Origin of the sequence: Pseudomonas sp. TH07, from assembly GCF_016651285.1 — a bacterium.
Taxonomy (GTDB): domain Bacteria; phylum Pseudomonadota; class Gammaproteobacteria; order Pseudomonadales; family Pseudomonadaceae; genus Aquipseudomonas.
Map to the genome: position 1 here is coordinate 1,084,590 of NZ_JAEKED010000001.1, position 24,183 is coordinate 1,108,772.

20 protein-coding genes are annotated in these 24,183 nt (G+C 63.2%); 10 read left to right on the forward strand and 10 right to left on the reverse strand.

Annotated features, from left to right (window positions below):
- Positions 1 to 69: 69 nt before the first annotated feature.
- The 6 genes from JFU57_RS05175 (at position 70) to yccS (ending at position 9,689) form a co-directional block, all read left to right on the forward strand.
- Positions 70 to 1,512, forward strand: coding sequence for a TldD/PmbA family protein (locus tag JFU57_RS05175; RefSeq protein ID WP_201128372.1), 1,443 nt, complete (start codon positions 70 to 72; stop codon positions 1,510 to 1,512).
- Positions 1,512 to 2,849: a TldD/PmbA family protein gene (locus JFU57_RS05180; RefSeq protein WP_201128374.1), complete on the forward strand. Its 1,338-nt coding sequence runs from the start codon at positions 1,512 to 1,514 to the stop codon at positions 2,847 to 2,849. The genes JFU57_RS05175 and JFU57_RS05180 overlap by 1 nt, the downstream gene beginning before the upstream one ends.
- 67 nt (positions 2,850 to 2,916) lie before the next feature.
- Positions 2,917 to 4,344 (forward strand): multidrug transporter subunit MdtD, encoded by a 1,428-nt coding sequence (mdtD, locus tag JFU57_RS05185; protein ID WP_078472764.1) that lies wholly within the window; start codon positions 2,917 to 2,919, stop codon positions 4,342 to 4,344.
- Positions 4,345 to 4,669: 325 nt separating this feature from the next.
- Positions 4,670 to 6,007: an ATP-dependent RNA helicase DbpA gene (gene dbpA, locus JFU57_RS05190; protein ID WP_238596211.1), complete on the forward strand. Its 1,338-nt coding sequence runs from the start codon at positions 4,670 to 4,672 to the stop codon at positions 6,005 to 6,007.
- Between the two features lie 190 nt (positions 6,008 to 6,197).
- Positions 6,198 to 7,376 carry an NAD(P)/FAD-dependent oxidoreductase gene (locus tag JFU57_RS05195; protein WP_201128376.1) on the forward strand — a complete coding sequence of 393 codons (1,179 nt, stop codon included), beginning with the start codon at positions 6,198 to 6,200 and terminating at the stop codon, positions 7,374 to 7,376.
- Between the two features lie 138 nt (positions 7,377 to 7,514).
- Positions 7,515 to 9,689: a YccS family putative transporter gene (gene yccS / locus JFU57_RS05200; protein ID WP_078472761.1), complete on the forward strand. Its 2,175-nt coding sequence runs from the start codon at positions 7,515 to 7,517 to the stop codon at positions 9,687 to 9,689.
- 65 nt (positions 9,690 to 9,754) lie between these two features.
- Here yccS and JFU57_RS05205 read toward each other — a convergent pair whose 3' ends face one another.
- A complete protein-coding gene (locus JFU57_RS05205) occupies positions 9,755 to 10,492 on the reverse strand; it encodes a substrate-binding periplasmic protein (protein ID WP_078472760.1) in 738 nt (245 codons plus the stop codon).
- A gap of 276 nt (positions 10,493 to 10,768) precedes the next feature.
- On the opposite strand from JFU57_RS05205, the gene JFU57_RS05210 reads away from it, so the two are divergent.
- Positions 10,769 to 11,221, forward strand: a complete 453-nt coding sequence (locus JFU57_RS05210; protein WP_078472759.1) for a GNAT family N-acetyltransferase — start codon at positions 10,769 to 10,771, stop codon at positions 11,219 to 11,221.
- A gap of 22 nt (positions 11,222 to 11,243) precedes the next feature.
- Here JFU57_RS05210 and JFU57_RS05215 read toward each other — a convergent pair whose 3' ends face one another.
- From JFU57_RS05215 to JFU57_RS05225, 3 genes are read right to left on the reverse strand one after another with little or no spacing between them, the layout of a single operon-like run.
- On the reverse strand, positions 11,244 to 11,540 hold the full coding sequence (locus JFU57_RS05215; protein ID WP_020295336.1) for a winged helix-turn-helix domain-containing protein: 297 nt from the start codon (positions 11,538 to 11,540) through the stop codon (positions 11,244 to 11,246).
- Between the two features lie 22 nt (positions 11,541 to 11,562).
- The gene (locus tag JFU57_RS05220) at positions 11,563 to 12,075 is read right to left on the reverse strand and encodes a M48 metallopeptidase family protein (protein ID WP_020295335.1); all 513 of its coding nucleotides are present in this window, start codon (positions 12,073 to 12,075) and stop codon (positions 11,563 to 11,565) included.
- A 42-nt stretch (positions 12,076 to 12,117) separates the two neighbouring features.
- On the reverse strand, positions 12,118 to 14,241 hold the full coding sequence (locus JFU57_RS05225) for a putative bifunctional diguanylate cyclase/phosphodiesterase (protein WP_078472758.1): 2,124 nt from the start codon (positions 14,239 to 14,241) through the stop codon (positions 12,118 to 12,120).
- 319 nt (positions 14,242 to 14,560) lie between these two features.
- On the opposite strand from JFU57_RS05225, the gene JFU57_RS05230 reads away from it, so the two are divergent.
- A complete protein-coding gene (locus JFU57_RS05230) occupies positions 14,561 to 15,232 on the forward strand; it encodes a polysaccharide lyase family 7 protein (RefSeq protein ID WP_020295333.1) in 672 nt (223 codons plus the stop codon).
- 57 nt (positions 15,233 to 15,289) lie between these two features.
- Here JFU57_RS05230 and fba read toward each other — a convergent pair whose 3' ends face one another.
- The 6 genes from fba to tkt all read right to left on the reverse strand — a co-directional run bounded on the left by fba (position 15,290) and on the right by tkt (position 21,673).
- Positions 15,290 to 16,354 (reverse strand): class II fructose-bisphosphate aldolase, encoded by a 1,065-nt coding sequence (gene fba / locus JFU57_RS05235; RefSeq protein ID WP_020295332.1) that lies wholly within the window; start codon positions 16,352 to 16,354, stop codon positions 15,290 to 15,292.
- Between the two features lie 187 nt (positions 16,355 to 16,541).
- Positions 16,542 to 16,871: an MliC family protein gene (locus JFU57_RS05240; RefSeq protein WP_078472757.1), complete on the reverse strand. Its 330-nt coding sequence runs from the start codon at positions 16,869 to 16,871 to the stop codon at positions 16,542 to 16,544.
- Between the two features lie 59 nt (positions 16,872 to 16,930).
- A complete protein-coding gene (locus tag JFU57_RS05245; RefSeq protein WP_078472756.1) occupies positions 16,931 to 17,152 on the reverse strand; it encodes a hypothetical protein in 222 nt (73 codons plus the stop codon).
- A 31-nt stretch (positions 17,153 to 17,183) separates the two neighbouring features.
- Positions 17,184 to 18,347: a phosphoglycerate kinase gene (locus JFU57_RS05250; protein ID WP_078472755.1), complete on the reverse strand. Its 1,164-nt coding sequence runs from the start codon at positions 18,345 to 18,347 to the stop codon at positions 17,184 to 17,186.
- 17 nt (positions 18,348 to 18,364) lie between these two features.
- The gene (epd, locus tag JFU57_RS05255; protein ID WP_201128380.1) at positions 18,365 to 19,444 is read right to left on the reverse strand and encodes an erythrose-4-phosphate dehydrogenase; all 1,080 of its coding nucleotides are present in this window, start codon (positions 19,442 to 19,444) and stop codon (positions 18,365 to 18,367) included.
- Between the two features lie 231 nt (positions 19,445 to 19,675).
- On the reverse strand, positions 19,676 to 21,673 hold the full coding sequence (gene tkt / locus JFU57_RS05260; protein WP_078472753.1) for a transketolase: 1,998 nt from the start codon (positions 21,671 to 21,673) through the stop codon (positions 19,676 to 19,678).
- A 257-nt stretch (positions 21,674 to 21,930) separates the two neighbouring features.
- On the opposite strand from tkt, the gene JFU57_RS05265 reads away from it, so the two are divergent.
- Together JFU57_RS05265 and metK are read left to right on the forward strand one after the other, a co-directional pair.
- Positions 21,931 to 22,926, forward strand: a complete 996-nt coding sequence (locus JFU57_RS05265; protein ID WP_020295326.1) for an ArsR/SmtB family transcription factor — start codon at positions 21,931 to 21,933, stop codon at positions 22,924 to 22,926.
- 18 nt (positions 22,927 to 22,944) lie between these two features.
- Positions 22,945 to 24,135: a methionine adenosyltransferase gene (metK, locus tag JFU57_RS05270; RefSeq protein ID WP_078472752.1), complete on the forward strand. Its 1,191-nt coding sequence runs from the start codon at positions 22,945 to 22,947 to the stop codon at positions 24,133 to 24,135.
- The last annotated feature ends 48 nt before the right edge of the window (positions 24,136 to 24,183 follow it).

Genomic DNA, 24,183 nt, shown 5'->3' on the forward strand with positions numbered 1-24,183 from the left:
GTTACCTATCGCGGCCGGTTTGCTGGCGATAGGGCCCGCAGCGCGCCGCGCTTCACCAGGAGGTCACCCATGTTCGACTTTCACCCCCAGCTCAAGCAGCGCTTCGCTGCCTTGCGCACGGGCGGCGAATTTTTCTCGCTGCGGTATGTACGTGAATCCGGCCAGCACCTGTCGGTGCGCAAGACCGTGGCCGAACCACCCAGCCTGAGCCGTGATGAAGGCGCCATGCTCACCGTGCGGGTCAACGGCGTCGAAGCCTATGCCGCGACCAACGACCTGTCCCAGGCCGGCCTGCAAGCCGCACTGCAACGGGCCGAACAGCAAGCGCGACTGATCGCCGGGCATGCCCTGCTCGACTTGCGCGAGCAGGCGGTGTCCAGTGACCGCGGCGACTACTTTTCGCCGAACCTCGACCAGCCCTTCCCTTCCCTGAGCGATTGCTACCAGATGCTCGGCGACGAGTCCGCGGCCGTGCCCAAAGACGAGCGCCTGGTCAACTGGCAGGTGAGCATCGGCATCACCCAGGTCGAGCAGATCTACCTCAACAGCGCCGGCGCCGAGTTGCGCCAGGCCCAGCGCTTCGTCTACCCGGGCCTGGATGTGACCGCCTATGACGGCAGCGACAGCCAGACCCGGACCCTGGGCCGCGACAACTTCGGCCAGCAGGGCGGCGCCGATGTCATCAGCCGCTGCGGCCTGCTGGGCGCCGGCGCCCAAGTCGCCGACCAGGCGCTGCAATTGCTGCTGGCGCCCAATACCCCCCAGGGCCCGCGCGACCTGCTGCTGATGCCGGACCAGATGATGCTGCAGATCCACGAGTCCATCGGCCACCCGCTGGAGCTGGACCGGATCCTCGGCGACGAACGCAACTACGCCGGCACCAGCTTCGTCAAAGCCCAGGACTTCGGCAGCCTGCAATACGGTTCGTCGCTGCTCAACGTGACCTTCGACCCGGAGATCCCCGAAGAGCTCGCCAGCTACAGCCACGACGATGACGGCAGCGCCGCCAGCAAGCAGTTTCTGATCCGCGAAGGCTTGCTGCTGCGGCCCCTGGGCGGTGCGCTGTCGCAATTTCGCGCCGGCCTGAAGGGTGTCGCCAACAGCCGTGCCTGTGGCTGGAACCGGGCACCGATCGACCGCATGGCCAACCTCAATATCGAGCCGGGCGAGCAATCCCTGGAACAACTGATCGGTGGGATCGAGCACGGCATCCTGATGTCCACCAACCGCTCCTGGTCGATTGACGATGCGCGCAACAAATTCCAGTTCGGCTGCGAATGGGCGCAGTTGATCGAGAACGGCCAGCTCAAGGGCGTGGTGAAGAACCCCAACTACCGGGGGATCTCCGCGCAGTTCTGGCGCAACCTGAGCGCCGTTGGCGACCGCAGTACCTTCAAGGTGCTGGGCACGCCCAATTGCGGCAAGGGCGAGCCGAACCAGGTGATCCGCGTCGGCCATGCTTCGCCGGCCTGTGTCTTTAGCAACATTGATGTGTTTGGGGGAGATGCCTGATGAGCACCGATATGAGTCAGGCCGAACAGTTCAAGGCCCTGGTCGACTGGCTGCGCGACGCCCTGCGCGAGCCGGAGCAGTTCAGCCTGAGCTACGCCGCCGAGTCCTCGGCGTTCATTCGTTTCAACCACGCCCGGGTACGCCAGGCCGGGCACGTGCAGCAGGCCAGTCTGGAGTTCAAGTTGATCGACCAGGGCCGCCACGCCGACCTCAGCATCACCCTGGCCGGCGACCCGCAAGTGGATTTGCAACGCCTGGCCGAAGGCCTGCAACAACTGCGGGAAACCCTGCCGTTATTGCCCGCAGACCCGTACCTGCTGCTCAACCACAACGGCTGGCACAGTCAGAACGTGCAGGAGCGCCCACTGCCCGACACCGAGCAGGTGGTGGCGGAAATCGGCCGCGCCGCAACGGGCCTGGACCTAGTGGGGTTCTACGCCGCAGGTCCCGTCAGTCGCGGTTTTGCCAGTTCGGCCGGGGCCTTTGGCTGGCACCAGGCCAATAGCTTCAACTTCGACTTCAGCCTGTTCCACGACAACGGCCAGGCGGTAAAGGCCAGCTACGCCGGCGATCTGTGGAACAGCGCCGACTTCGCCAGGCGCTTCGAGCAGGCACGGGAGCAACTGGCGTTTCTCGGGCGGCCGCTGCGCACCCTGGCCCCCGGGCAATACCGCGCGTATCTGGCGCCAGCGGCCCTGGAAGAAATCGTCGGCATGCTCAGTTGGGGCGGTTTCTCGGCCCAGGCCATCGCCAGCAAGCACAGCCCGCTGCAGAAGCTCTACGCCAATGAGGCCAGCCTGAGCCCGCTGGTGTGGCTCGACGAACAGGTCAGCGGCTCCTTGAGCCCGGCCTTCTCAGACGAGGGCTACCCGAGCCAGGACGTGACGCTGATCGCCGCGGGCGCCGCCAGCGGCCAACTGACCAGCTCGCGCAGCGCCGCCGAATACGGCCTGACCACCAACGGCGCCAGCGGCGGCGAATACCCCGGCGCATTGAGCATGCGCGGCGGGCAATTGCCGCAGCAGGAGATTCTCAAGCAACTCGGCACCGGCCTGTACATCAGTAACCTGTGGTACCTGAACTACTCGGACCAGCCCGCCGCGCGCCTGACGGGCATGACCCGCTTCGCCACCTTCTGGGTGGAAAACGGCGAGATCCAGGCCCCGGTCAGCACCATGCGTTTCGATGACAGTGTCTACAGTCTGCTGGGCACGCAGCTCGAAGCCCTGACCCAGGAGCGCGAGCTGCTGCTGTCGCCCAGTACCTACGGCCAGCGCCAGACCGCCTCGACGCACCTGCCCGGAGCGCTGATCAATCGCCTGACCCTTACTCTTTGAAAACAGCTGCAAGCGCTAAGCTTCAAGCGTGTAGCTCAAAGCTTGGCGCTGCTCCTTTAGAGGTCCTATGCCCGAACGCCCGGTTCTAGATGCCACCACCGCCCGCTGGCTGCCTTGGGTGGTGGCCATCGCGTTTTTCATGCAGTCCCTCGACGGGACCATCCTCAATACCGCCCTGCCGGCCATGGCCCGGGACCTGGCGGAAAACCCGTTGCGCATGCAGGGCGTGGTCATTGCCTACATGCTCACGGTGGCGCTGCTGATTCCGGCTTCCGGCTGGATCGCCGACCGCTTCGGCACCAAGAAGATTTTCTTCGGCGCCATCCTGCTGTTCAGCATCGGCTCCCTGCTCTGCGCCATGTCCAACACCCTGAGCCAACTGATCGGCGCCCGGGTGATCCAGGGCCTGGGCGGCGCCCTGATGCTGCCGGTGGGCAGGCTGGTGGTGCTGCGCGCCTACCCGCGTTCGGAGCTGGTGCGGATCATGGGATTTATCACCATCCCCGGCCTGCTCGGCCCGCTGATCGGCCCGACCATGGGCGGCTGGATGGTGCAGTACATGACGTGGCACTGGATCTTCCTGATCAACCTGCCGGTGGGTGCCATCGGCTGCTACGCGGTGTGGCGGTTTATCCCCGACCTGCGCGGCAGCGAACGCACGCGCTTCGACGGCCTGGGCTTCCTGCTGTTTGGCGCGGCGATGGTGCTGATCACCATTGCCATGGAAGGCCTGGGCGAACTGCACCTGCCGCACCTGCGGGTGATGTTGCTGCTGTTTGCCGGCCTGGCCTGCCTGGCCGCGTACTGGCTGCGCGCCGGGCATATCGATAACCCGCTGTTTGCGCCTTCGCTGTTCAAGGTGCGGACTTTTGCCGTGGGCATTCTCGGTAACCTGTTCGCGCGCCTGGGCAGCGGCGCCCTGCCGTTCCTGGTGCCGTTGCTGTTGCAGGTGGCCCTGGGTTACTCGCCGTCCCAGGCCGGGATGAGCATGTTGCCCCTGGCCGCCGCGGCCATGCTCGCCAAGTCCGTGGCCCGTCCGTTGATCGAGCGCCTGGGCTACCGCGTGGTCCTCACCGGCAATACCCTGGCCCTGGGGCTGATGCTGGCAAGCATGGGCCTGGTCACCGAGCACACGCCTTATCCGCTGCTGCTGGGGATGCTGGCGGTGCTGGGGGCGATCAACTCGCTGCAATTCACCGCGATGAACACCGTGACCCTGATCGACCTCGACGACGCCTCGGCCAGCAGCGGCAACAGCCTGCTGTCGGTGGTCGCGCAGTTGTCCCTGAGCCTGGGCGTGGCCTGTGCCGGTGCCCTGCTCGGCGGCTTTACCGCCGAAGTCGGCAACGACGGGGTGGATACCGTGCTCGGCGCCTTCCAGCTGACGTTCCTCACCGTGGGCATCATGGCGATGCTGGCCGCGGCCATCTTCCTGCAGCTATCGCCCAAGGACGGCAAGCGCAGCAAACCGGTGGAAGAACATATCGAGCATTGATCGGCGAACAGGCGACCCGCTGCACTCGACGCGATATGCCCGACGTACACCGGCGCCCATACCGGCCAGCGCAGCCTTCGGCAGCGGCTACAGCCCGTAGCCGCTGCCGAGTAGCGCGAGGCTGCGCTGGCCCTCGCTGACAACGCGATACTTCCTGATGTACACCGGCACGCAGCCTGGCGACAGCGGCAACGTCAATGGCTGCTCGTCCAGAATTTGCAGGTTCAGCGGGCGAGGCTGCTACACTGCGCGACATTTTGTTTTGCAGGCCAGTCCCGTGACCACCATCGCCACCGCTTTTAATACTTTGCCGCTGTCCGCCGCCATGCTGGCTAACCTCGACTCCCTCGGTTATGCCCAGATGACGCCGATCCAGGCGCAAAGCTTGCCGGTGATCCTCAAGGGGATGGATCTGATCGCCCAGGCCAAGACCGGCAGCGGTAAAACCGCAGCCTTCGGTATCGGCCTGTTGAACCCGATCAACCCGCGTTACTTCGGTTGCCAGGCCCTGGTGCTGTGCCCGACCCGTGAACTGGCCGACCAGGTGGCCAAGGAGATCCGCCGCCTGGCCCGCTCCGAAGACAACATCAAGGTCCTGACCCTGTGCGGCGGCGTGTCCCTCGGCCCGCAGATTGCTTCCCTGGAGCACGGCGCGCACATCATCGTCGGCACCCCGGGTCGCATCTCCCAGCACTTGCGCAAGGGCTCGCTGAAACTCGACGGCCTCAACACCCTGATCCTCGACGAAGCCGACCGCATGCTGGACATGGGCTTCTACGACCCGATCGAAGAAATCATCGCCCACACCCCCGAGCGCCGGCAGACCCTGCTGTTCTCCGCCACCTACCCGGTGGGCATCAAGCAACTGGCCTCCAAGTTCATGCGCGACCCGCAGCAAGTGAAGGCCGAAGCCTTCCATGCCGACAGCCAGATCGAACAGCGCTTCTTCGAGATTTCCCCGGAAGAACGCATGGACGCTGTGGTCAAGGTGCTCAACCACTTCCGCCCGCAGTCCTGCGTGGCCTTCTGCTTCACCAAGCAGCAAGTACAGGAAACCGTCGACCACCTGACGTCCAAGGGCATGTCCGCCGTGGGCCTGCATGGCGACCTGGAACAGCGCGACCGTGACCAGGTACTGGCGATGTTCGCCAACCGCAGTACTTCGGTACTGGTGGCCACCGACGTCGCCGCGCGCGGCCTGGACATCGATGCCCTGGACATGGTGATCAACGTCGAACTGGCGCGGGATTCGGAAATCCATATCCACCGCGTCGGCCGTACCGGTCGGGCTGGCGAGAAAGGCATTGCCATCAGCCTGGTCGCACCGTCCGAGGCCCATCGCGCCCAGGCCATCGAACAGTTGCAGAAGTCCCCGTTGAACTGGGACCAGCTGGACAACCTGCCTTCCCAGGGCGGCGGTCCGCTGCTGCCAGCCATGAGCACCCTGTGCATCGGCGCCGGGCGCAAGGACAAAGTGCGCCCGGGCGACATCCTCGGTGCCCTGACCGGCGATGCCGGGATCCCCGGTGCCCAGGTCGGCAAGATCGCGATCTTCGACTTCCAGGCGTATGTGGCGGTCGACCGCACCATCGCCAAACAGGCCCTGCAACGCCTGAACGACGGCAAGATCAAGGGCCGTTCGCTGCGGGTACGGATTCTCTGATCCCGGCCCTCCTGTAAAGGGGGCCTCAAGATGGGAGCTTGCTGTGGCGAGGGAGCTTGCTCCCGCTCGAGCGCGCAGCGCTCGCAAAACCCGCGGCCACAGTTTGACTGACCCGCCGCGCTGCCCAGGCAAGCTCCCGCGCCACACACACGCTGTACTGCTCGAACCCAGAATTTCAGAGGACACCGTTTTGCGCTCTACCGAAGTCGTGATCATTGGCGCTGGCGCCGCAGGCCTGATGTGCGCCCTGACCGCTGCCGGTCGTGGACGCCAGGTGATGTTGCTCGACCACGCCAACAAGGCGGGCAAGAAAATCCTGATGTCCGGCGGTGGCCGCTGCAATTTCACCAACATGTACACCGAACCGGGCAATTTTCTCTCGCAGAACGCGCACTTCTGCAAATCCGCCCTGGCCCGCTACACCCAGTGGGATTTCATCGCCATGGTGGCCAAGCACGGCGTGCCGTATCACGAGAAAAAACTCGGCCAGTTGTTCTGCGACAACAAGTCCAGCGACATCCTCGGCATGCTGCTCGACGAGTGCGACCAGGCCGGGGTCACGCTGCACCTGGACACCTCCATCGAGCAGATCGAAAAGCTCGAACACGGCTACCTGCTGCAAACCACCCTCGGCCCGTTGCAGTGCACGTCCCTGGTGATCGCCACCGGCGGCCTGTCGATCCCGACCCTGGGTGCCACCGGCTTTGGTTACCAGGTGGCCCGGCAGTTCGGCCACGAGCTGCTGCCGACCCGCGCCGGGCTGGTGCCGTTCACCATCACCGACCAGCTCAAGGAGCTGTGCGGCGAGCTGTCCGGGACCTCGGTGGATTGCCTGGTGAGCTGCAACGAACAGAGCTTTCGCGAGAACATCCTGTTCACCCACCGTGGCCTCAGCGGCCCGGCGATCCTGCAGATCTCGTCCTTCTGGGAACCGGGCGACACCGTGGAAATCAACCTGCTGCCGGACCACGATGCTCTCGACTGGCTGAATCAACAGCAGGCCGAACGCCCCAACAGCGAATTGAAAACCCTGCTCGGCGAAATCTTCACCAAGAAGATGGCCAACCTGCTGGCGGACAACTGGTTCGTCTCCAAGCCGATGAAGCAATACACCCACGCCGAAATCGCCGAGATCGCCGAGAAACTGGCGAGCTGGAAACTGGTGCCGGCGGGCACCGAAGGCTACCGCACCGCCGAAGTGACCCTGGGCGGCGTCGACACCCGCGAAGTGTCGTCCAAGACCATGGAATCGCTGAAAAGCCCGGGGCTGTACTTTATCGGCGAAGTACTGGACGTGACCGGCCACCTCGGCGGCTTCAATTTCCAGTGGGCCTGGGCTTCGGGTTACGCGGCCGCGCAGTACGTCTGAGGCGGCGACGCTTGCCTCGGGAGGTGTGAGCGGTACAAGGAAGGAACAGATTTTGCTCCAGGATGTGACGACGCCATTGCGCCGTCGTCAATACTGGCTCAATTTACCCAGATCGCCCCGGAAGGCCCTCCCCACTTCATGTCCTCGACCTCTTTTCGCCACTCCCTGCGCCGTCTTTGGGCACTGGATAAATTCAGCTACAGCGTGCGGGTGTTCATCGCCCTGACCGGCAGCATGGCGCTGTGCTGGTACCAGGACGAGATGGGCTTGCTGATCCCGCTGTTCCTGGGGATTATCGCCAGCGCCCTGGCCGAGACCGACGACAGCTGGCAGGGTCGCCTCAACGCCCTGGCCGTGACCTTGGTGTGCTTCAGTGTCGCGGCCTTCTCGGTCGAATTGCTGTTCCCCTACCCCTGGATATTCGTCATCGCCCTGGCGTTGGCCAGCTTCGGTCTGACCATGCTCGGTGCCCTCGGCGAACGTTACGGCGCGATTGCCTCGGCGACCCTGATTCTGTCGGTCTATACCATGATCGGCGTGGATCAGCGCGGCGGCGCGGTCACCGACTTCTGGCACGAACCGGTGCTGCTGGTGGCCGGCGCCGCCTGGTACGGCCTGCTCTCGGTGCTGTGGCAGGCGCTGTTCTCCAACCAGCCGGTGCAACAGAGCCTGGCCCGGCTGTTTCGCGAGCTGGGGTATTACCTGAAGCTCAAATCGTCGCTGTTCGAGCCGATCCGCCAGCTGGACGTCGAAGCCCGGCGCCTGGAACTGGCGCAACAGAACGGCAAGGTGGTGGCGGCACTCAACGCGGCCAAGGAAATAATCCTGCACCGGGTCGGCAATGGCCGGCCGGGGTCCAAGGTCAGTCGCTACCTGAAGCTGTACTTCCTGGCCCAGGACATCCACGAGCGGGCCAGCTCCTCGCACTACCCGTACAACGCCCTGGCCGATGCGTTCTTCCACAGCGACGTATTGTTCCGCTGCCAGCGCCTGCTGCGCCAGCAAGGCAAGGCCTGCCGGGCCCTGGCCGAGTCCATCCAGCTGCGCCAGCCGTTCGTCTACGACGCCAGCTTTGCCGAAGCCCTGAACGACCTGCACGCCTCCCTGGAGCATCTGCGGATCCAGAGCAACCCGGCCTGGCGCGGGTTGCTGCGCTCGCTGCGGGCGCTGGCGGCGAACCTCGGGACCCTGGACCGCTTGCTCAGCGATGCCAGCAACCCCGACGCCCTGGCCGACGCCACCGACAGCAGCCTGCTGGACCGTTCACCGCGCAACCTGAAGGATGTCTGGCTGCGCCTGCGCACTCAGCTGACGCCGACGTCGCTGCTGTTTCGCCATGCCCTGCGCCTGCCGCTGGCGCTGACCATCGGCTACGGCATGGTGCATTTGATTCACCCCTCCCAGGGCTACTGGATCATCCTCACCACGCTTTTCGTGTGCCAGCCGAACTACGGCGCCACGCGGCGCAAGCTCGGCCAGCGGATCATCGGCACCGCCATCGGCCTGACCGTGGCCTGGGCCCTGTTCGATCTGTTCCCGAGCCCGCTGGTGCAGTCGTTGTTCGCGATCGCCGCCGGCGTGGTGTTCTTTATCAACCGCACCACGCGCTACACCCTGGCGACGGCGGCCATCACCCTGATGGTGCTGTTCTGCTTCAACCAGGTCGGCGACGGTTATGGGCTATTCCTGCCGCGCCTGTTCGATACCCTGCTGGGCAGCCTGATCGCCGGCCTCGCGGTATTTCTATTCCTGCCCGACTGGCAGGGCCGACGCCTGAACAAAGTGCTGGCCAACACCCTGACCTGCAACAGCATCTACTTGCGCCAGATCATGCAGCAGTACGCCGCCGGCAAAAGCGACGACCTGGCCTACCGCCTGGCCCGACGCAACGCCCACAACGCCGATGCGGCGCTGTCCACTACCCTGGCCAATATGCTGATGGAGCCCGGGCACTTCCGTAAGGAAGCGGACGTGGGCTTCCGCTTCCTGGTGCTGTCCCACACCTTGCTCAGCTACCTCTCGGGCCTCGGTGCCCACCGCGAGACCCAGCTGCCGGCCGAAGTCCGGGAACACCTGATCGAAGGCGCTGGGGTCAGCCTGGCAGCCAGCATCGACGAAATCGCCCAGGGCCTGGCCAGCAAAACCCCGATCGCCATCCAGAGCGATGCCGAAGAAGCCCTGGCCAATGAGCTGGAACAGATGCCGGATGAAATCGACGAAGGCCAGCGCCTGGTGCAAAGCCAACTGGCGCTCATATGCCGGCAGCTGGGGCCCCTGCGAACCCTGGCAGTCCACCTCATAAGAGCAGAGTGACGCAGCGGCAAGCTGCGAGCTGCAAGTGGTCCGCGGACTGCTTCCCGCTTGCCGCTGTCCCTCTCCTACATACCGTGTTCGCGCAAGAGCCGGTCATAACTGCCATCGGCTTTCATCTTGGCGATTTCGCGGTCGAAGCCGGCGACGATCTTGGCGTGGTCCGGGTTTTTCAGGCTGACCAGGATATGCAGGCTGTTTTCGCTCAGGGGCTTGGGCACGAACTCCACGGCATTGCGCACTCGGGGTGATTCCCGGGCCAGGTAATAGCGGGCGACGTACTCGTCTTCCAGGGTCAGTTGAACCCGGTCGGCCGCCAGCATACGCACCGCCATGGCGAAGTTGTGCACCGGGACTTTCTGCAACAGCGGGTCGTTGTCGAATTCGGGGGCGTAGGCGTAACCGCGGACCACGGCAATCGGGTATTCGTGCAACTGCTTGAGGTCCTGGTATTCCAGCGGAGCGTCCTTGCGCTTGATAAAGCGCACCCGGTTCAGCAGGTACTCGGCGGAAAACTGCCCCAGCTGGGTTCGCGCATCGTTGTACCAGGCATTGACCAGCACGTCGTAGCGGCCCTCGCCCACCCCCATCAGCGCCCGGGCCCAGGGCACCTGTTCGAACTCGCTGGGGTACCCGGCACGGGCCAGGGCGGTGCTGACGATATCCGTGGCCAGCCCGCCATTGACCAGCGTGGCATCGGTAAAAGGCGGCCAGACGTCGGCCACCAGGCGCAATTTTTCCGCGGACGCGCTCTGGCCCAGCAACAGCAATCCAATCAAAGCAAACGCTCGATGCAATCGCGGCATGCTCAAAGATCCTTAGCGGGCGCGGAGCCCTGCGTGATTTCGGCGGAACCCGAGGTCCTGCTGGCCACTGCGTGACCACAACCCGGACCTAACATTAGCTCATGGGAGCCAGTGCAAAGCGCTCGATTGCAGATTACACAAAGAAGACAGACCCCATCCAAGACAATGATGGCATTTTGATCCACCTCACATAAATCCTCGCCCCCACCGCCCCGCGCAAGACATCCTGGAGAGGGACGCTTAGTATCGCTGCACAGTTTTTGACAGGACGTGAACATGACAATCGATTGGGTCTGCAAACACCACACTGACCTGGGCAAGGAACAGTTGTACGCCATTCTGCAGCTGCGCACCGAGGTGTTCGTGGTCGAGCAGAAATGCGCCTATCAGGAAGTCGATGGCCAGGATCTGGACGGCGACACCTGCCACCTGATGGCCTGGCACAACGACCGCCTGGTGGCCTACCTGCGCCTGCTCGACCCGACGTCCCAGGGCGGCGATGTGGTGATCGGCCGCGTGGTCATCGCGCCCGAGGCACGCAGCCAGGGCCTGGGCCACACGCTGATGGAGCACGCCCTGGTGCAGGCCGAGAAGTACTGGCCCGACACGCCGATCTACCTCTCGGCCCAGGCACATTTGCAGGGCTACTACGGCCGCTACGGCTTCAGCGTGGCGGGCGAGGAGTACGTCGAGGACGGCATCCCCCACATCGGCATGCGCAAGGCTTGAGCCGACGCGGCTTCGGCGGTGTTCAGGGGTAGCCCAGCACCGCCTTGATCTGCGGCAGGTGGCTGGCGATCCAGCCCTTGTCGATCGCGCCCCAGTCCTGGACCTGGTAGCGCCCGGCGTGGTTGCGCGCGCCATCCTGCTGCTCGAACTCGCAGACGATGTCCAGGTCCGCCAGGGCGGCGATGGTGTCCTGGGCGGTGCGCCGGGGCATGCCCGTGGCCTCGGTCAGCGCCGGTACACTGCTGGCCAGCCCGCTGTCGATCAGGTACGCCACGTACAAGCGCCGGTAAAAGCTGCTTTTGGTCTTGCTCACATCCATCGCCTACTCCTTGTTGCTTGGGTTATCCCACCACGTCCGCCTTGCCCTGCAGATCACGCCAGGTGAGGTAGACCCGCAGGTCGAATTCCAGCTGGTGATAGCCCGGCAGCATGTGCTCGCAGAGCTTGTAGAACGCTTTGTTATGGTCCGATTCCTTGAAGTGCGCCAGTTCGTGGACCACGATCATGCGCAGAAACTCCGGGGCGGCCTCCTTGAACAGCGAAGCAATGCGGATTTCCTTCTTGGCCTTGAGCTTGCCGCCCTGCACCCGGGAGATCGCCGTGTGCAGGCCCAGGGCGCGGTGGGTCAGGTCCAGGCGATTATCGAACAGCACCTTGTCCACGGCCGGCGCGTTGCGCAGGTATTCCTGCTTGAGTTCCAGCACATAGCCGTACAGCGCCTTGTCGCTCTGCACCCCATGCTTTTGCGGATAACGCTGGCTCAGGTAGTCGCCCAAGCGCCCCTGGGCGATCAATTGGCGGATTTGTTCTTGAAGAGCGGCCGGGTAGGCCTGGAGGTATTTCAAGGCGGTCATGGGGCGGCAACAGAGTCACGAAAGGTCGCCAGTGTAGCGAATTCAGCCCGGTAACGCGCTCCAGTCGAAGGGCTGGGCAAAGCGCCGGGCGTCGCTGGCCATCAGTGGCCGTGCCACCAGGAAGCCCTGCACGTACTGGCAGCCATTGGCTTGCAGCCATTGATATTGCTCGAGAGTTTCCACGCCCTCGGCAATCACCAGCAGCCCGAATTGCTTGCACAAATCGATGGTGCTGCGGGCTATCGCCGCGTCGCGCGGCGAATCCGGCAAGCGCGCGATCAGGTGCCGGTCGAGCTTGAGGGTATCGAGTTCCAAGTCGCGCAGATGGGCCAGGGAACAGACGCCCGAGCCAAAGTCATCCAGCGCCACCCGCACCCCAAGGTGACGCAGCAGGCGCAACTGTTTGCGCGTCTCGTCAGGGTTTTGGAGCAGGGCCTCCTCGGTGACTTCGACCTCCAGCTGCCGGGGCTGCAGGCCGTGACGCTCAAGGACCCGGCGCAATTCGGTGACCAGGTTGGGCAAGCCGAACTGCGTGTTGCTCAAGCTGATGGCCAGCACCATGTCCTCGCTGAACAGGCCCTGCCAGCGCCGGCGCTGAGCGGCGCCGCGGTGGTATATCCAGCTGCCCAGGCGGCTGATCAGCCGCGCCTCTTCCAGCAACGGCAGAAACAGCCCCGGCGGGACGTCGCCGACACTCGGGTGCTGCCAGCGCAACAACGCCTCGAAGCCACGCAGGCGGCCATCGGCAATCGCCACCTGGGGTTGATACACCAGGTTGAATTCCTTGTGCTTGATGGCGTTGCGCACGCTGTCCTCAAGCATCAGCCGCGAGCGCGCCCGGCCGTTCATTTCATGATCGTAGTAGCGATACTGCTGGCGTCCGGCGCGCTTGGCCTCGTACATGGCGATGTCGGAGGCACGCAGCAGGCCATCGAGATCGGCACCGCAATCGGGGTACGTGGCAATGCCGATGCTGACGCCGAGGACGATATCCAGGCCATCGATCTGCTGACAGATCGACACCCGTTCGATGAGTTTTTCCGCGATCTTTGCTGCCTGCTCTGGCTGCTCCAGGTCCAGCAACGCGGTGAATTCATCCCCCCCCATGCGCGCCAGGATATCGAACGAGCGCAAGCAGGCTCGCAACTGCTCAGAGACCCAGCGCAGGACCCGGTCACCGGCATCGTGCCCCAGGGAATCGTTGACTCGCTTGAAGCCGTCCAGGTCCAGGTACAGCAGCACCAGGGACTTTTCCGGGCGCTCCTGGCGCAGCAGCAGGTTCTCCACCGTCTGGTAAAACCCCCGGCGGTTGAGCAGGCCGGTCAAGGGATCGGTCACGGCCTGGTATTCCAGTTGCTGGTGCAGATGGCGCACCTCGGACATGTCCAGCACCGTGACCACCATGGCCTTCTGCTCAGTGGACAGCGGCGCGCAGGACAGGGCCACCGAGACCTGCTGCCCCGTGCGAGTACAGAGCGTGGCGTCATGCAGGCGATAGGTTTCGCCCCGGGCATAGCTGGCGTAGAACTCGGAGTCGCGCCAGACCGGCATCTGCGGCTTTTGCACAAAACTGAGCAGCGCATTGCCTTCCAGGCTGTTGTCCTGGAACTCGAGCAAACGCGAAATCGCCGGGTTGGCAAACTCGATAAGCCCGCCCTCGCCCACCACCAGGATGCCTTCGGCGGCATTGGCCAACACCGAGGCGTTGAACGCCCGGGCGGCTTCCAGCTCGTGGCTCAGGCGCTGCAAGGCACGGCGATTGCGCTGCTGTTCCAGCAGGGTCTGCACCTTGGGCTTGAGGATTTGCGGATCGAAAGGCTTGAACAGGTAATCCACGGCGCCGCTGGCGTAGCCCTTGATCACCGCGTCCTGGGATTGTTCGTTGGCGGTCAGGAAGATGATCGGGGTCAGACGTGTCCGCTGGCTGCCACGCATCAGTCGCGCAACTTCGAAGCCGTCCATCCCGGGCATCTGCACATCCAGCAGCACCAGGTCGACTTCGTGTTCAAGCAGCAGGTTGAGGGCCTCGATACCGGATGCGGCCGTCATGACCTGCCAGTCCTGGCGCTGCAGCAGCGCCCGCATGCTGATCAGATTCTCGGGGTAGTCATCAACGATCAAAAGGACTGAGCTGCCGTCACCTGGCTTGGGTTGCGCGCATTCCATGCTGCTTCTCTTGTGTGCGTAAGGCCGGAAACCGAAGAAAACCGGACAAAAACTGAGTCTTCACTCTAGACCCGGATCCGGCAAAGCAGAAGCTGTCAAAAGGACATCACCGTGCCAAAGCAGCGGGCACCCGACTAACGGTCACCCGCGAAAGCCCCGTATCAAGGGAAAAAACGCCGCAGGACAAAGGCTTGACGTCAAGCATCCGCCAGACGGGCGTTAACCGCGATGCCTTCTACGCTATAAAGACCACCCCTGAAAAACCGCAGGCTAAAGCCTTGCGTGCCTGCCCCTGCCTCAACCGTGGAAACCCCCGACCATGATCGACCTGGCAACCTGGAACCTCAGCGTTCCCGTCGGCAACCCGCCGGCCACCATCGACACACCACGACTGGTGAGTGGTTTCAAGGATCAGTACTTCCACTCCAACACCGGCACCTTGTTCTTCTGGTCCCCCGTGACCGGCTCCAAGACCGAGAACGCCATCTACCCGCGCACCGAACTGCGCGAGACCTATTCCAACGGCACCCTGCGCAACTGGACCTACCCCGACGCCGACAACCTGCTGTACGCGACCCTGGCGGTGAACCAGGTGCCGTCCTCGGGCAAGATCGTCATCGGCCAGATCCATGCCTACAACAGCACCAAGCCGCTGGTGAAGGTCGAGTACCAGTACAAGACCAGCAAGCTGAGCGGCAATATCGTGGCCAAGGTGCGCATGCGTCCGGACGACAAGGAAGGCCGGGTCATCACCATCGCCGAGAACGTCAAGCTGGACCGCGAGTTCTCCTACCTGATCCACCTCAGTCGCAGCGGCACGCTGAGCATCAGCGCCGCCGGCTACCAGTGGGACAACAAGATCAGCGCCACCTGGCGCGACAAGCCGCTGTACTTCAAGGCCGGGGTCTATGTGCAGGACAACACCGGCTACACCAGCGAAGGCGGCAAGGTAACCTTCTACAAGCTGGACATCGACCACAACAAAGGCTGAAACCGACCCACAAAAAAGCCCGCATCGCTGCGGGCTTTTTCAGTACAACGCCGGGGCTTAGTTGACCTTGGCGTTCAGCTCACCCTTGAGGTAACGCTGGAACATGGCTTCCAGGGAAACCGGCTTGATCTTCGAAGCATTGCCGGCGGTGCCGAAGGCTTCGTAACGGGCGATGCACACGTCGCGCATGGCGGTCACGGTAGCGCCGAAGAATTTGCGCGGGTCGAACTCGCTCGGGTTGGTGGCCATCAGGCGACGCATCGCACCGGTGGACGCCAGGCGCAGGTCGGTGTCGATGTTGACCTTGCGCACGCCGTGCTTGATGCCTTCAACGATTTCTTCAACCGGCACGCCGTAGGTTTCTTTGATGTCGCCGCCGTACTGGTTGATGATTGCCAGCCACTCTTGCGGTACCGAAGAAGAACCGTGCATCACCAGGTGAGTGTTGGGAATGCGCTTGTGGATCTCTTTGATGCGGTCGATGGCCAGCACGTCGCCGGTAGGCGGCTTGGTGAACTTGTAGGCGCCGTGGCTGGTGCCGATGGCGATGGCCAGGGCATCGACCTGGGTGCGCTTGACGAAGTCGGCGGCTTCTTCCGGGTCGGTCAGCATCTGGCTGTGATCCAGCACGCCTTCAGCGCCGATACCGTCTTCTTCACCGGCCATGCCGGTTTCCAGGGAACCCAGGCAGCCCAGCTCGCCTTCTACCGACACGCCGCAGGCGTGAGCCATGGCCACGGTTTGCTGGGTCACGCGCACGTTGTAGTCGTAGTCGGTCGGGGTCTTGCCGTCTTCGCCCAGGGAGCCGTCCATCATGACCGAGCTGAAGCCCAGCTGGATGGAGCGCTGGCAGACGTCAGGGCTGGTGCCGTGGTCCTGGTGCATGCACACCGGGATGTGCGGGAATTCTTCGATCGCGGCGAGGATCAGGTGGCGCAGGAAAGGCGCACCGGCGTATTTGCGGGCACCGGCCGAAGCCTGGACGATCACCGGGGAGTCAGTCTTGTCAGCGGCTTCCATGATGGCGCGCATCTGCTCAAGGTTGTTGACGTTGAAAGCTGGAACGCCGTAGCCGAATTCGGCTGCGTGGTCCAGCATCTGGCGCATGCTGATGAGTGCCATTGTGTGTGTCTCTCCCGATCGAGGGTCGTTAATCGTGCAAGCCTGCCGTAGCGGCGGCTGCTATTCAAGTTATTGCAGATCGGGGGTCAGCCCGCCCTGCCTGATTCAAGTAAAACGCTGTTTCGTGTCTTGCCAACCCCTGTAGCGAGCGAGCCTGTCGGCTCGGCCGTCGCCACCGGGGCCGGATTTATTGAGCCTTGCAGCCGCGGCCGATCAGATCGTTGGTGGCGACCCAGTAAACCAGGCCTTCCTCACCTTTTTCGTGAAACGCCAGCATCTCATTGCTGTACAGCGCGCCCGAGGCGCCCGGCTCCAGCTTCAGACGGTAGACCTGATCAGCCCCGCCCAGGCGCACATCGACTTCCTTGCGGCTGCTGTCGGTATAGCGCCAGACCACGTGTGCCTGGCTGTCGCAGACCCAGGTGGTCCAGGTGTCGGCGGGTGGCGACTTGAACAGATCCAGGTTGGCGCAACCTGCCAGCAATGCCAGCGCCGCCACGGCGATAAAGCCTTTCATCGGTGTTCCTCGGCAGGCGGCAGCAGGCCGCCAGCACAGCGCGTAATCAATGAGACCCGTCAAGGACAACCATGTTCCTTGGTCCGGGACGGGGTTTCGTATTTGTCCAGGCCATCAGGGCCCAGACGCTTGTTAATCACCGGCGCCGTCTCGGCCTGCCAATCGGCCTGGTAGCAGCCGTTGTCCGGCGCCCCTGGCTCGACCGCAGGTTTGGCCTCGGGGGTGCTGGAACACCCCACCAGCAACCCGACGCCGATCAACAGCATTAACGTCTTGACCATGTGAACACTCCTTTGCCTGGCCAATGGGGCTTCAGCCCTTGGCCCGTGCTTCCAGGACTTCCACGGCTGGCAGCACCTTGCCTTCGACGAACTCGAGGAACGCGCCGCCGCCGGTAGAAATGTAGGAGATTTGTTCGGCCACACCATATTTATCGATGGCCGCCAGGGTGTCGCCACCACCGGCAATGGAGAATGCCGAGCTGTCGGCGATGGCCTGGGCCAGCACCTTGGTGCCGTTACCGAACTGGTCGAACTCGAACACGCCGACCGGACCGTTCCAGAGGATGGTCTTGGACGACTTCAGCAGCTCGGCGAAATGCGCGGCGGTTTGCGGGCCAATGTCGAGGATCATGTCGTCGGCCGCCACATCGGCGATCAGCTTGACCGTGGCTTCGGCGCTTTCGGCGAATTCCTTGGCCACCACCACGTCGACCGGCAGCGGGACGCTGACCTTGGCCGCGATGTCACGGGCGGTGTCCAACAGGTCCGGCTCGTACAGCGACTTGCCGACTGGGTGACCGGCAGCGGCGAGGAAAGTGTTGGCAATACCGCCGCCGACGATCAGTTGATTGCAGATCTGGCTCAGGCTGTTGAGCACGTCGAGCTTGGTCGACACCTTGGAACCGGCAACGATGGCCGCCATCGGTTGTGCCGGGGCGCCCAGGGCCTTGCCCAGTGCATCCAGCTCAGCGGCCAGCAACGGACCGGCCGCCGCGACCTTGGCGAACTTGGCCACGCCATGGGTCGAGCCCTCGGCACGGTGGGCAGTGCCGAAAGCGTCCATCACGAACACGTCGCACAGCGCAGCGTATTGCTGGGCCAGTTCGTCGGCGTTCTTTTTCTCGCCCTTGTTGAAGCGCACGTTTTCGAACAACACGATGTCACCGGCCTTGACCTCGACACCGTTCAGGTAATCGGCCACCAGCGGCACCTCACGGCCCAGGGCCTTGCTAAGGTAGTCGGCGACGGGCTTGAGGCTGTTCTCGGCCGAGAACTCGCCTTCGGTCGGACGGCCCAGGTGCGAGCAGACCATCACTGCCGCGCCTTTTTCCAGGGCCAGCTTGATGGTCGGCAGCGAGGCCAGGATTCGCGCATCGCTGGTGACAACACCGTCCTTGACTGGGACGTTGAGGTCTTCACGGATCAGTACGCGCTTACCTTGCAGATCGAGGTCGGTCATCTTCAACACGGTCATGGGTCGCAATTCCTGGGTTACTGCTGTTGAGAAGCAGGGAGTAGAGGGGCAGAAAGTGGAGCAGCTGTTTGCAGATAATGTCCTGCAACGTCCAGCATTCGGTTGGCAAACCCCCATTCGTTGTCGAACCAGGCCAGGATGTTCACCAGCCGGGGGCCGGAAACACGGGTCTGACTGGCGTCGACGATCGCCGAATGCGGGTCGTGGTTGAAATCACAGCTGGCGTGCGGCAGCTCGGTGTAGGCCAGCAAACCCTTGAGCGGGCCGCTGGTGGCGGCCTCGCGCAGGATCCGGTTGACCTCGCCGGCATCGGTATCACTCACGGTTTGCAGGGTGATATCGAGGCACGACACGTTCACCGTCGGCACGCGCACTGCTTTGGCCTGAATTCGCCCGGCAAGTTCCGGCAGCAGCCGTTCGATGCCTCGGGCCAGACCGGTGGACACCGGGATCACCGACTGGAACGCCGAACGGGTACGGCGCAGGTCTTCGTGGTGATAGGCGTCGATCACCGGCTGATCGTTCATCGCCGAGTGAATGGTGGTGATCGATACGTACTCCAGGCCGATCGCCTGATCCAGCAGGCGCAACAGCGGAACGCCGCAGTTGGTGGTGCAGGAGGCGTTGGATACCAGCAGCTCGCGGCCGGTCAGGCAATCCTGGTTGACGCCGTAGACGATGGTGGCGTCGACATCCGACTCACTGGCCATCGGCTGGGAAAACAGCACCCGAGGCGCACCGGCATCGAGGAAGCGCTGGCCATCGGCCCGGGTGTGGTAAGCGCCGGAGCACTCCAGCACCAGATCGACGCCCAGGGACGCCCAATCGATGCCTTCGGGGGTAGCACTGCGCAAAACCTTCACGCAGTTGCCATTAATATGCAGACAATCGCCATCGATCTTCACCTCGCCGGGGAACCGGCCATGGGTGGAGTCGAAGCGTGTCAGGTATTCGATGCTGGCCATGTCGGCCAGGTCGTTGATTGCAACAATTTCGAACCCGGCCGCGGCCCCTCGCTCGAACAGAGCACGCAAGACGCAACGACCAATCCGGCCGTAGCCGTTGAGTGCAACTTTGTAGGGACGCGGTTGAGGCATGGGGTTCTCAATCAGGTACAGGTAGACACACGGGTTATGCGCAAACCCTTGTAGGAGCACGCTTGCGTGGCGAGGGAGCTTGCTCCCGCTGGAGCGCGCAGCGCTCCCAGACCAGTTGCCGAGGTGTATCTGATACCTCTCGACAGGTCGGTTTGGGGCCGCTTCGCAGCTCAGCGGGAGCAAGCTCCCTCGCCACTACAAGCTCGCTCCTACACAGAGGAGCGGTGCGTTTTAGTCTTCCAGCAGTTCTTCAGCCTGACCCAGGATGTTTTCCAGGGTGAAGCCGAACTCTTCGAACAAGGCTGGCGCAGGCGCCGACTCGCCGTAGGTGGTCATGCCGATCACGCGGCCTTCCAGGCCCACGTACTTGTACCAGTAGTCCGCGTGAGCGGCCTCGATGGCGATACGGGCACTGACCTGCAACGGCAGGACCGATTGCTTGTAGCCGGCGTCCTGGGCATCGAACACGCTGGTGCATGGCATGGAAACCACACGCACCTTGCGGCCCTGCTCGGTCAGTTTGTCGAACGCCTGAACCGCCAGGCCCACTTCCGAACCGGTGGAGATCAGGATCAGCTCAGGCTCGCCTGCGCAGTCCTTCAACACGTAGCCGCCACGGGCGATATCAGCGATCTGGCCGGCATCGCGGGTTTGGTGCTGCAGGTTCTGACGGGAGAAGATCAGCGCCGAAGGGCCGTCCTTGCGCTCGATGGCCAGCTTCCAGCAGACGGCCGATTCCACGGCATCGGCTGGACGCCAGGTGTCGAGGTTCGGGGTGCTGCGCAGGCTGGTCAGTTGCTCGACCGGCTGGTGAGTCGGGCCGTCTTCGCCCAGGCCGATGGAGTCGTGGGTGTAGACGAACACCACGCGCTTCTTCATCAAGGACGCCATGCGCACCGCGTTGCGGGCGTATTCCATGAACATCAGGAAGGTCGCGCCGTAAGGCACCAGGCCGCCGTGCAGGGACACGCCGTTCATGATCGCGCTCATGCCGAACTCGCGAACGCCGTAGTACATGTAGTTGCCGCTGGCATCTTCCGCCGACACGCCTTTGCAGCCTTTCCACAGGGTCAGGTTGGAACCGGCCAGGTCAGCGGAGCCGCCCAGCAGTTCAGGCAGCAGTGGGCCGTAGGCATTCAGGGCGTTCTGGCTGGCCTTGCGGCTGGCGATGGTTTCGCCCTTCGCCGCGACTTCAGCGATATAGGCCGAGGCCTTTTCGGCGAAATCGGCAGGCAATTCACCGGCCAGGCGACGGACCAGCTCGTTGGCCAGCTCAGGGAAGGCGGCGGAGTAGGCCGCGAAGCGCTGATCCCACTCGGCTTCCACCGCGCGGCCGGCTTCCTTGGCGTCCCACTCGGCGTAGATATCGGCCGGGATTTCGAACGGAGCGTAGTTCCAGTTCAGCGCCTTGCGGGTCAGGGCGATTTCCGCGTCACCCAATGGGGCGCCGTGGCAGTCTTCCTTGCCTTGCTTGTTCGGCGAGCCGAAACCGATGGTGGTCTTGCAGCAGATCAGGGTCGGCTGCTCGCTTTTGCGCGCGGTCTCGATGGCGATCTTCAGTTCTTCAGGATCATGACCGTCGACGTTGCGGATCACCTGCCAGTTGTAGGCTTCGAAACGCTTCGGGGTGTCATCGGTAAACCAGCCTTCGACTTCGCCGTCGATGGAGATGCCGTTGTCATCGTAGAAGGCAATCAGCTTGCCCAGGCCCAGGGTACCGGCCAGGGAGCCCACTTCGTGGGAAATGCCTTCCATCATGCAGCCATCACCCAGGAACACGTAGGTGTGGTGATCGACAACGTTGTGCCCCGGGCGGTTGAACTGCGCCGCCAGGACTTTCTCTGCGAGGGCGAAACCCACGGCGTTGGCCAGGCCCTGGCCCAACGGACCGGTGGTGGTTTCAACACCCGGGGTGTAGCCGAATTCCGGGTGACCCGGGGTGCGGCTGTGCAGTTGGCGGAAGTTTTTCAGGTCTTCGATCGACAGGTCATAGCCGGTCAGGTGCAGCAGCGAGTAGATCAACATCGAGCCGTGGCCGTTGGACAGCACGAAGCGGTCACGGTCGGCGAAAGCCGGATTACTCGGGTTGTGCTTCAGGTAGTCACGCCAAAGTACCTCGGCGATATCCGCCATACCCATCGGGGCACCGGGATGGCCGCTGTTGGCTTTTTGCACGGCATCCATGCTGAGGGCACGAATGGCGTTGGCACGCTCACGACGGCTGGGCATCGCTGATCTCCTAGGGTTTGAATAAAACGAAACGGAAAAAAGACGCGCATTTTCCCTCAGCCCGTAGGCGGGGGCAATGACAGATAGTCGTTCTGGCACGTTTTTCCTGTGGATAAGGCGCTTATCGCCTGATGAAACCTTTCTGCATTTCGTCTTTAGAGAGCAAAGGCTGCTTCAAGTGCCATTTATCTACCAATATCAAAACTTTTTGATATTGGTCTTGCGGGGTTTTATGGGCGTCACTAGACTGCGCCACTATGAATTTACGTGTGCCTTCCATTCGCCATGACGACTGCGATGAACTGGCGGCCTTGTGCAAGGCCGGCGGCGATCCGCTGCGATTGAATGTATTGCGCGCGCTGACCAACGACTCATTCGGTGTACTGGAGCTGGCGCAGATCTTTGCCATCGGCCAGTCCGGCATGAGCCACCACCTCAAGGTTCTGGCCCAGGCCGACCTGGTGGCGACCCGCCGCGAGGGCAATGCGATTTTCTATCGCCGTGCCCTGCCCAACACCGAGCAACTGGGTGGCAGGTTGCATGCAGCCCTGCTCGATGAAGTCGACCAACTGGCCCTGCCCTTTGACGTACAGGCGCGGATCGGCCTGGTGCATCGACAACGGGCGACGGCCAGCCAGGACTTTTTTTCCCGGGTCGCGGAGAAGTTTCGCGCCCAGCAGGACCTGATCGCAGGACTGCCCCAGTACCGCGAGAGCTTGCTTTCGTTGCTGGATCAGCTGAATTTCGGCAGCACCGCCACGGCCATAGAAGTCGGCCCGGGCGACGGTGGCTTTCTGCCGGATCTGGCCCGCCGCTTTCATCAGGTCACCGCGCTGGACAACAGCCCGGCGATGCTGGATCTGGCGCGTCAGCTATGTGAACGCGAAGCGCTGGCTAACGTCAGCCTGCAGTTGGCCGATGCACTGAATGGCGTAGGCCTGAGCGCCAACTGCGTCGTGTTGAACATGGTCTTGCACCATTTCGCAGCGCCCGCCGAAGCCATGAAACACATGGCCGGCCTGCTGCAACCAGGCGGTAGCCTGTTAGTGACAGAGTTGTGCAGCCACAACCAGAGTTGGGCCAGGGAGGCCTGCGGTGATCTCTGGCTGGGCTTTGAACAGGAAGATCTGGCCCGTTGGGCCACCGCTGCGGGACTGGTTCCCGGGGAAAGCCTGTATGTAGGCTTACGTAATGGTTTCCAGATTCAGGTCCGCCATTTTCAGCGACCGGCTGGCGACACTCACCATCGGTAAATTTAGGAAACCGTCGAGATGAGCGAATACTCCCTTTTCACCTCCGAGTCCGTGTCTGAAGGGCATCCGGACAAAATCGCCGACCAGATTTCTGACGCGGTGCTGGACGCCATCATTACCCAAGACAAGTTCGCCCGCGTGGCTTGCGAGACTCTGGTGAAAACCGGCGTGGCGATCATCGCCGGCGAAGTCACCACATCGGCCTGGGTCGATCTGGAAGAAATCGTCCGTAACGTTATCCTGGACATCGGCTACAACAGCTCCGACGTCGGTTTCGACGGCGCGACCTGCGGCGTGATGAACATCATCGGCAAGCAGTCCCCCGACATCAACCAGGGTGTAGACCGTGCCAAGCCTGAAGATCAGGGCGCCGGCGACCAGGGCCTGATGTTCGGCTACGCCAGCAACGAAACCGACGTGCTGATGCCGGCACCGATCACCTTCTCGCACCAACTGGTGCAGCGCCAGGCCGAGGCCCGCAAATCCGGCCTGCTGCCTTGGTTGCGTCCCGACGCCAAGTCGCAAGTGACCTGCCGTTACGAAGGCGGCAAGGTGGTGGCGATCGACGCCGTCGTATTGTCGACCCAGCACAACCCTGACGTGTCGTACAAAGACCTGCGCGAAGGCGTGATGGAGCTGATCGTCAAGCACGTGCTGCCGGCCGACCTGCTGACCAAGGACACCCAGTTCCACATCAACCCGACTGGCCAGTTCATCATTGGCGGCCCGGTGGGCGACTGCGGCCTGACCGGTCGCAAGATCATCGTCGACAGCTACGGCGGCATGGCCCGTCACGGCGGCGGCGCGTTCTCCGGCAAGGATCCATCCAAGGTTGACCGTTCGGCCGCCTACGCCGGTCGCTATGTGGCCAAGAACATCGTCGCTGCCGGCCTGGCCGAGCGCTGCGAGATTCAGGTTTCCTACGCTATCGGCGTCGCTCAACCGACTTCGATCTCGTTGAACACCTTCGGCACCGGCAAGATCAGCGACGACAAGATCGTCAAGCTGGTACGTGACGTGTTCGACCTGCGTCCATACGCCATCACCACCATGCTCGACCTGCTGCACCCGATGTACCAGGAAACCGCTGCTTACGGCCACTTCGGTCGTACCCCGCAAACCAAGACCGTGGGCGAAGACACCTTCACCACCTTCACCTGGGAAAAAACCGACCGCGCCGAGGCCCTGCGCGCCGCTGCCGGTCTGTAAGCTTCACCTGGCAACATCCAAAGCCCCGCACGGTTCGCCCTGCGGGGC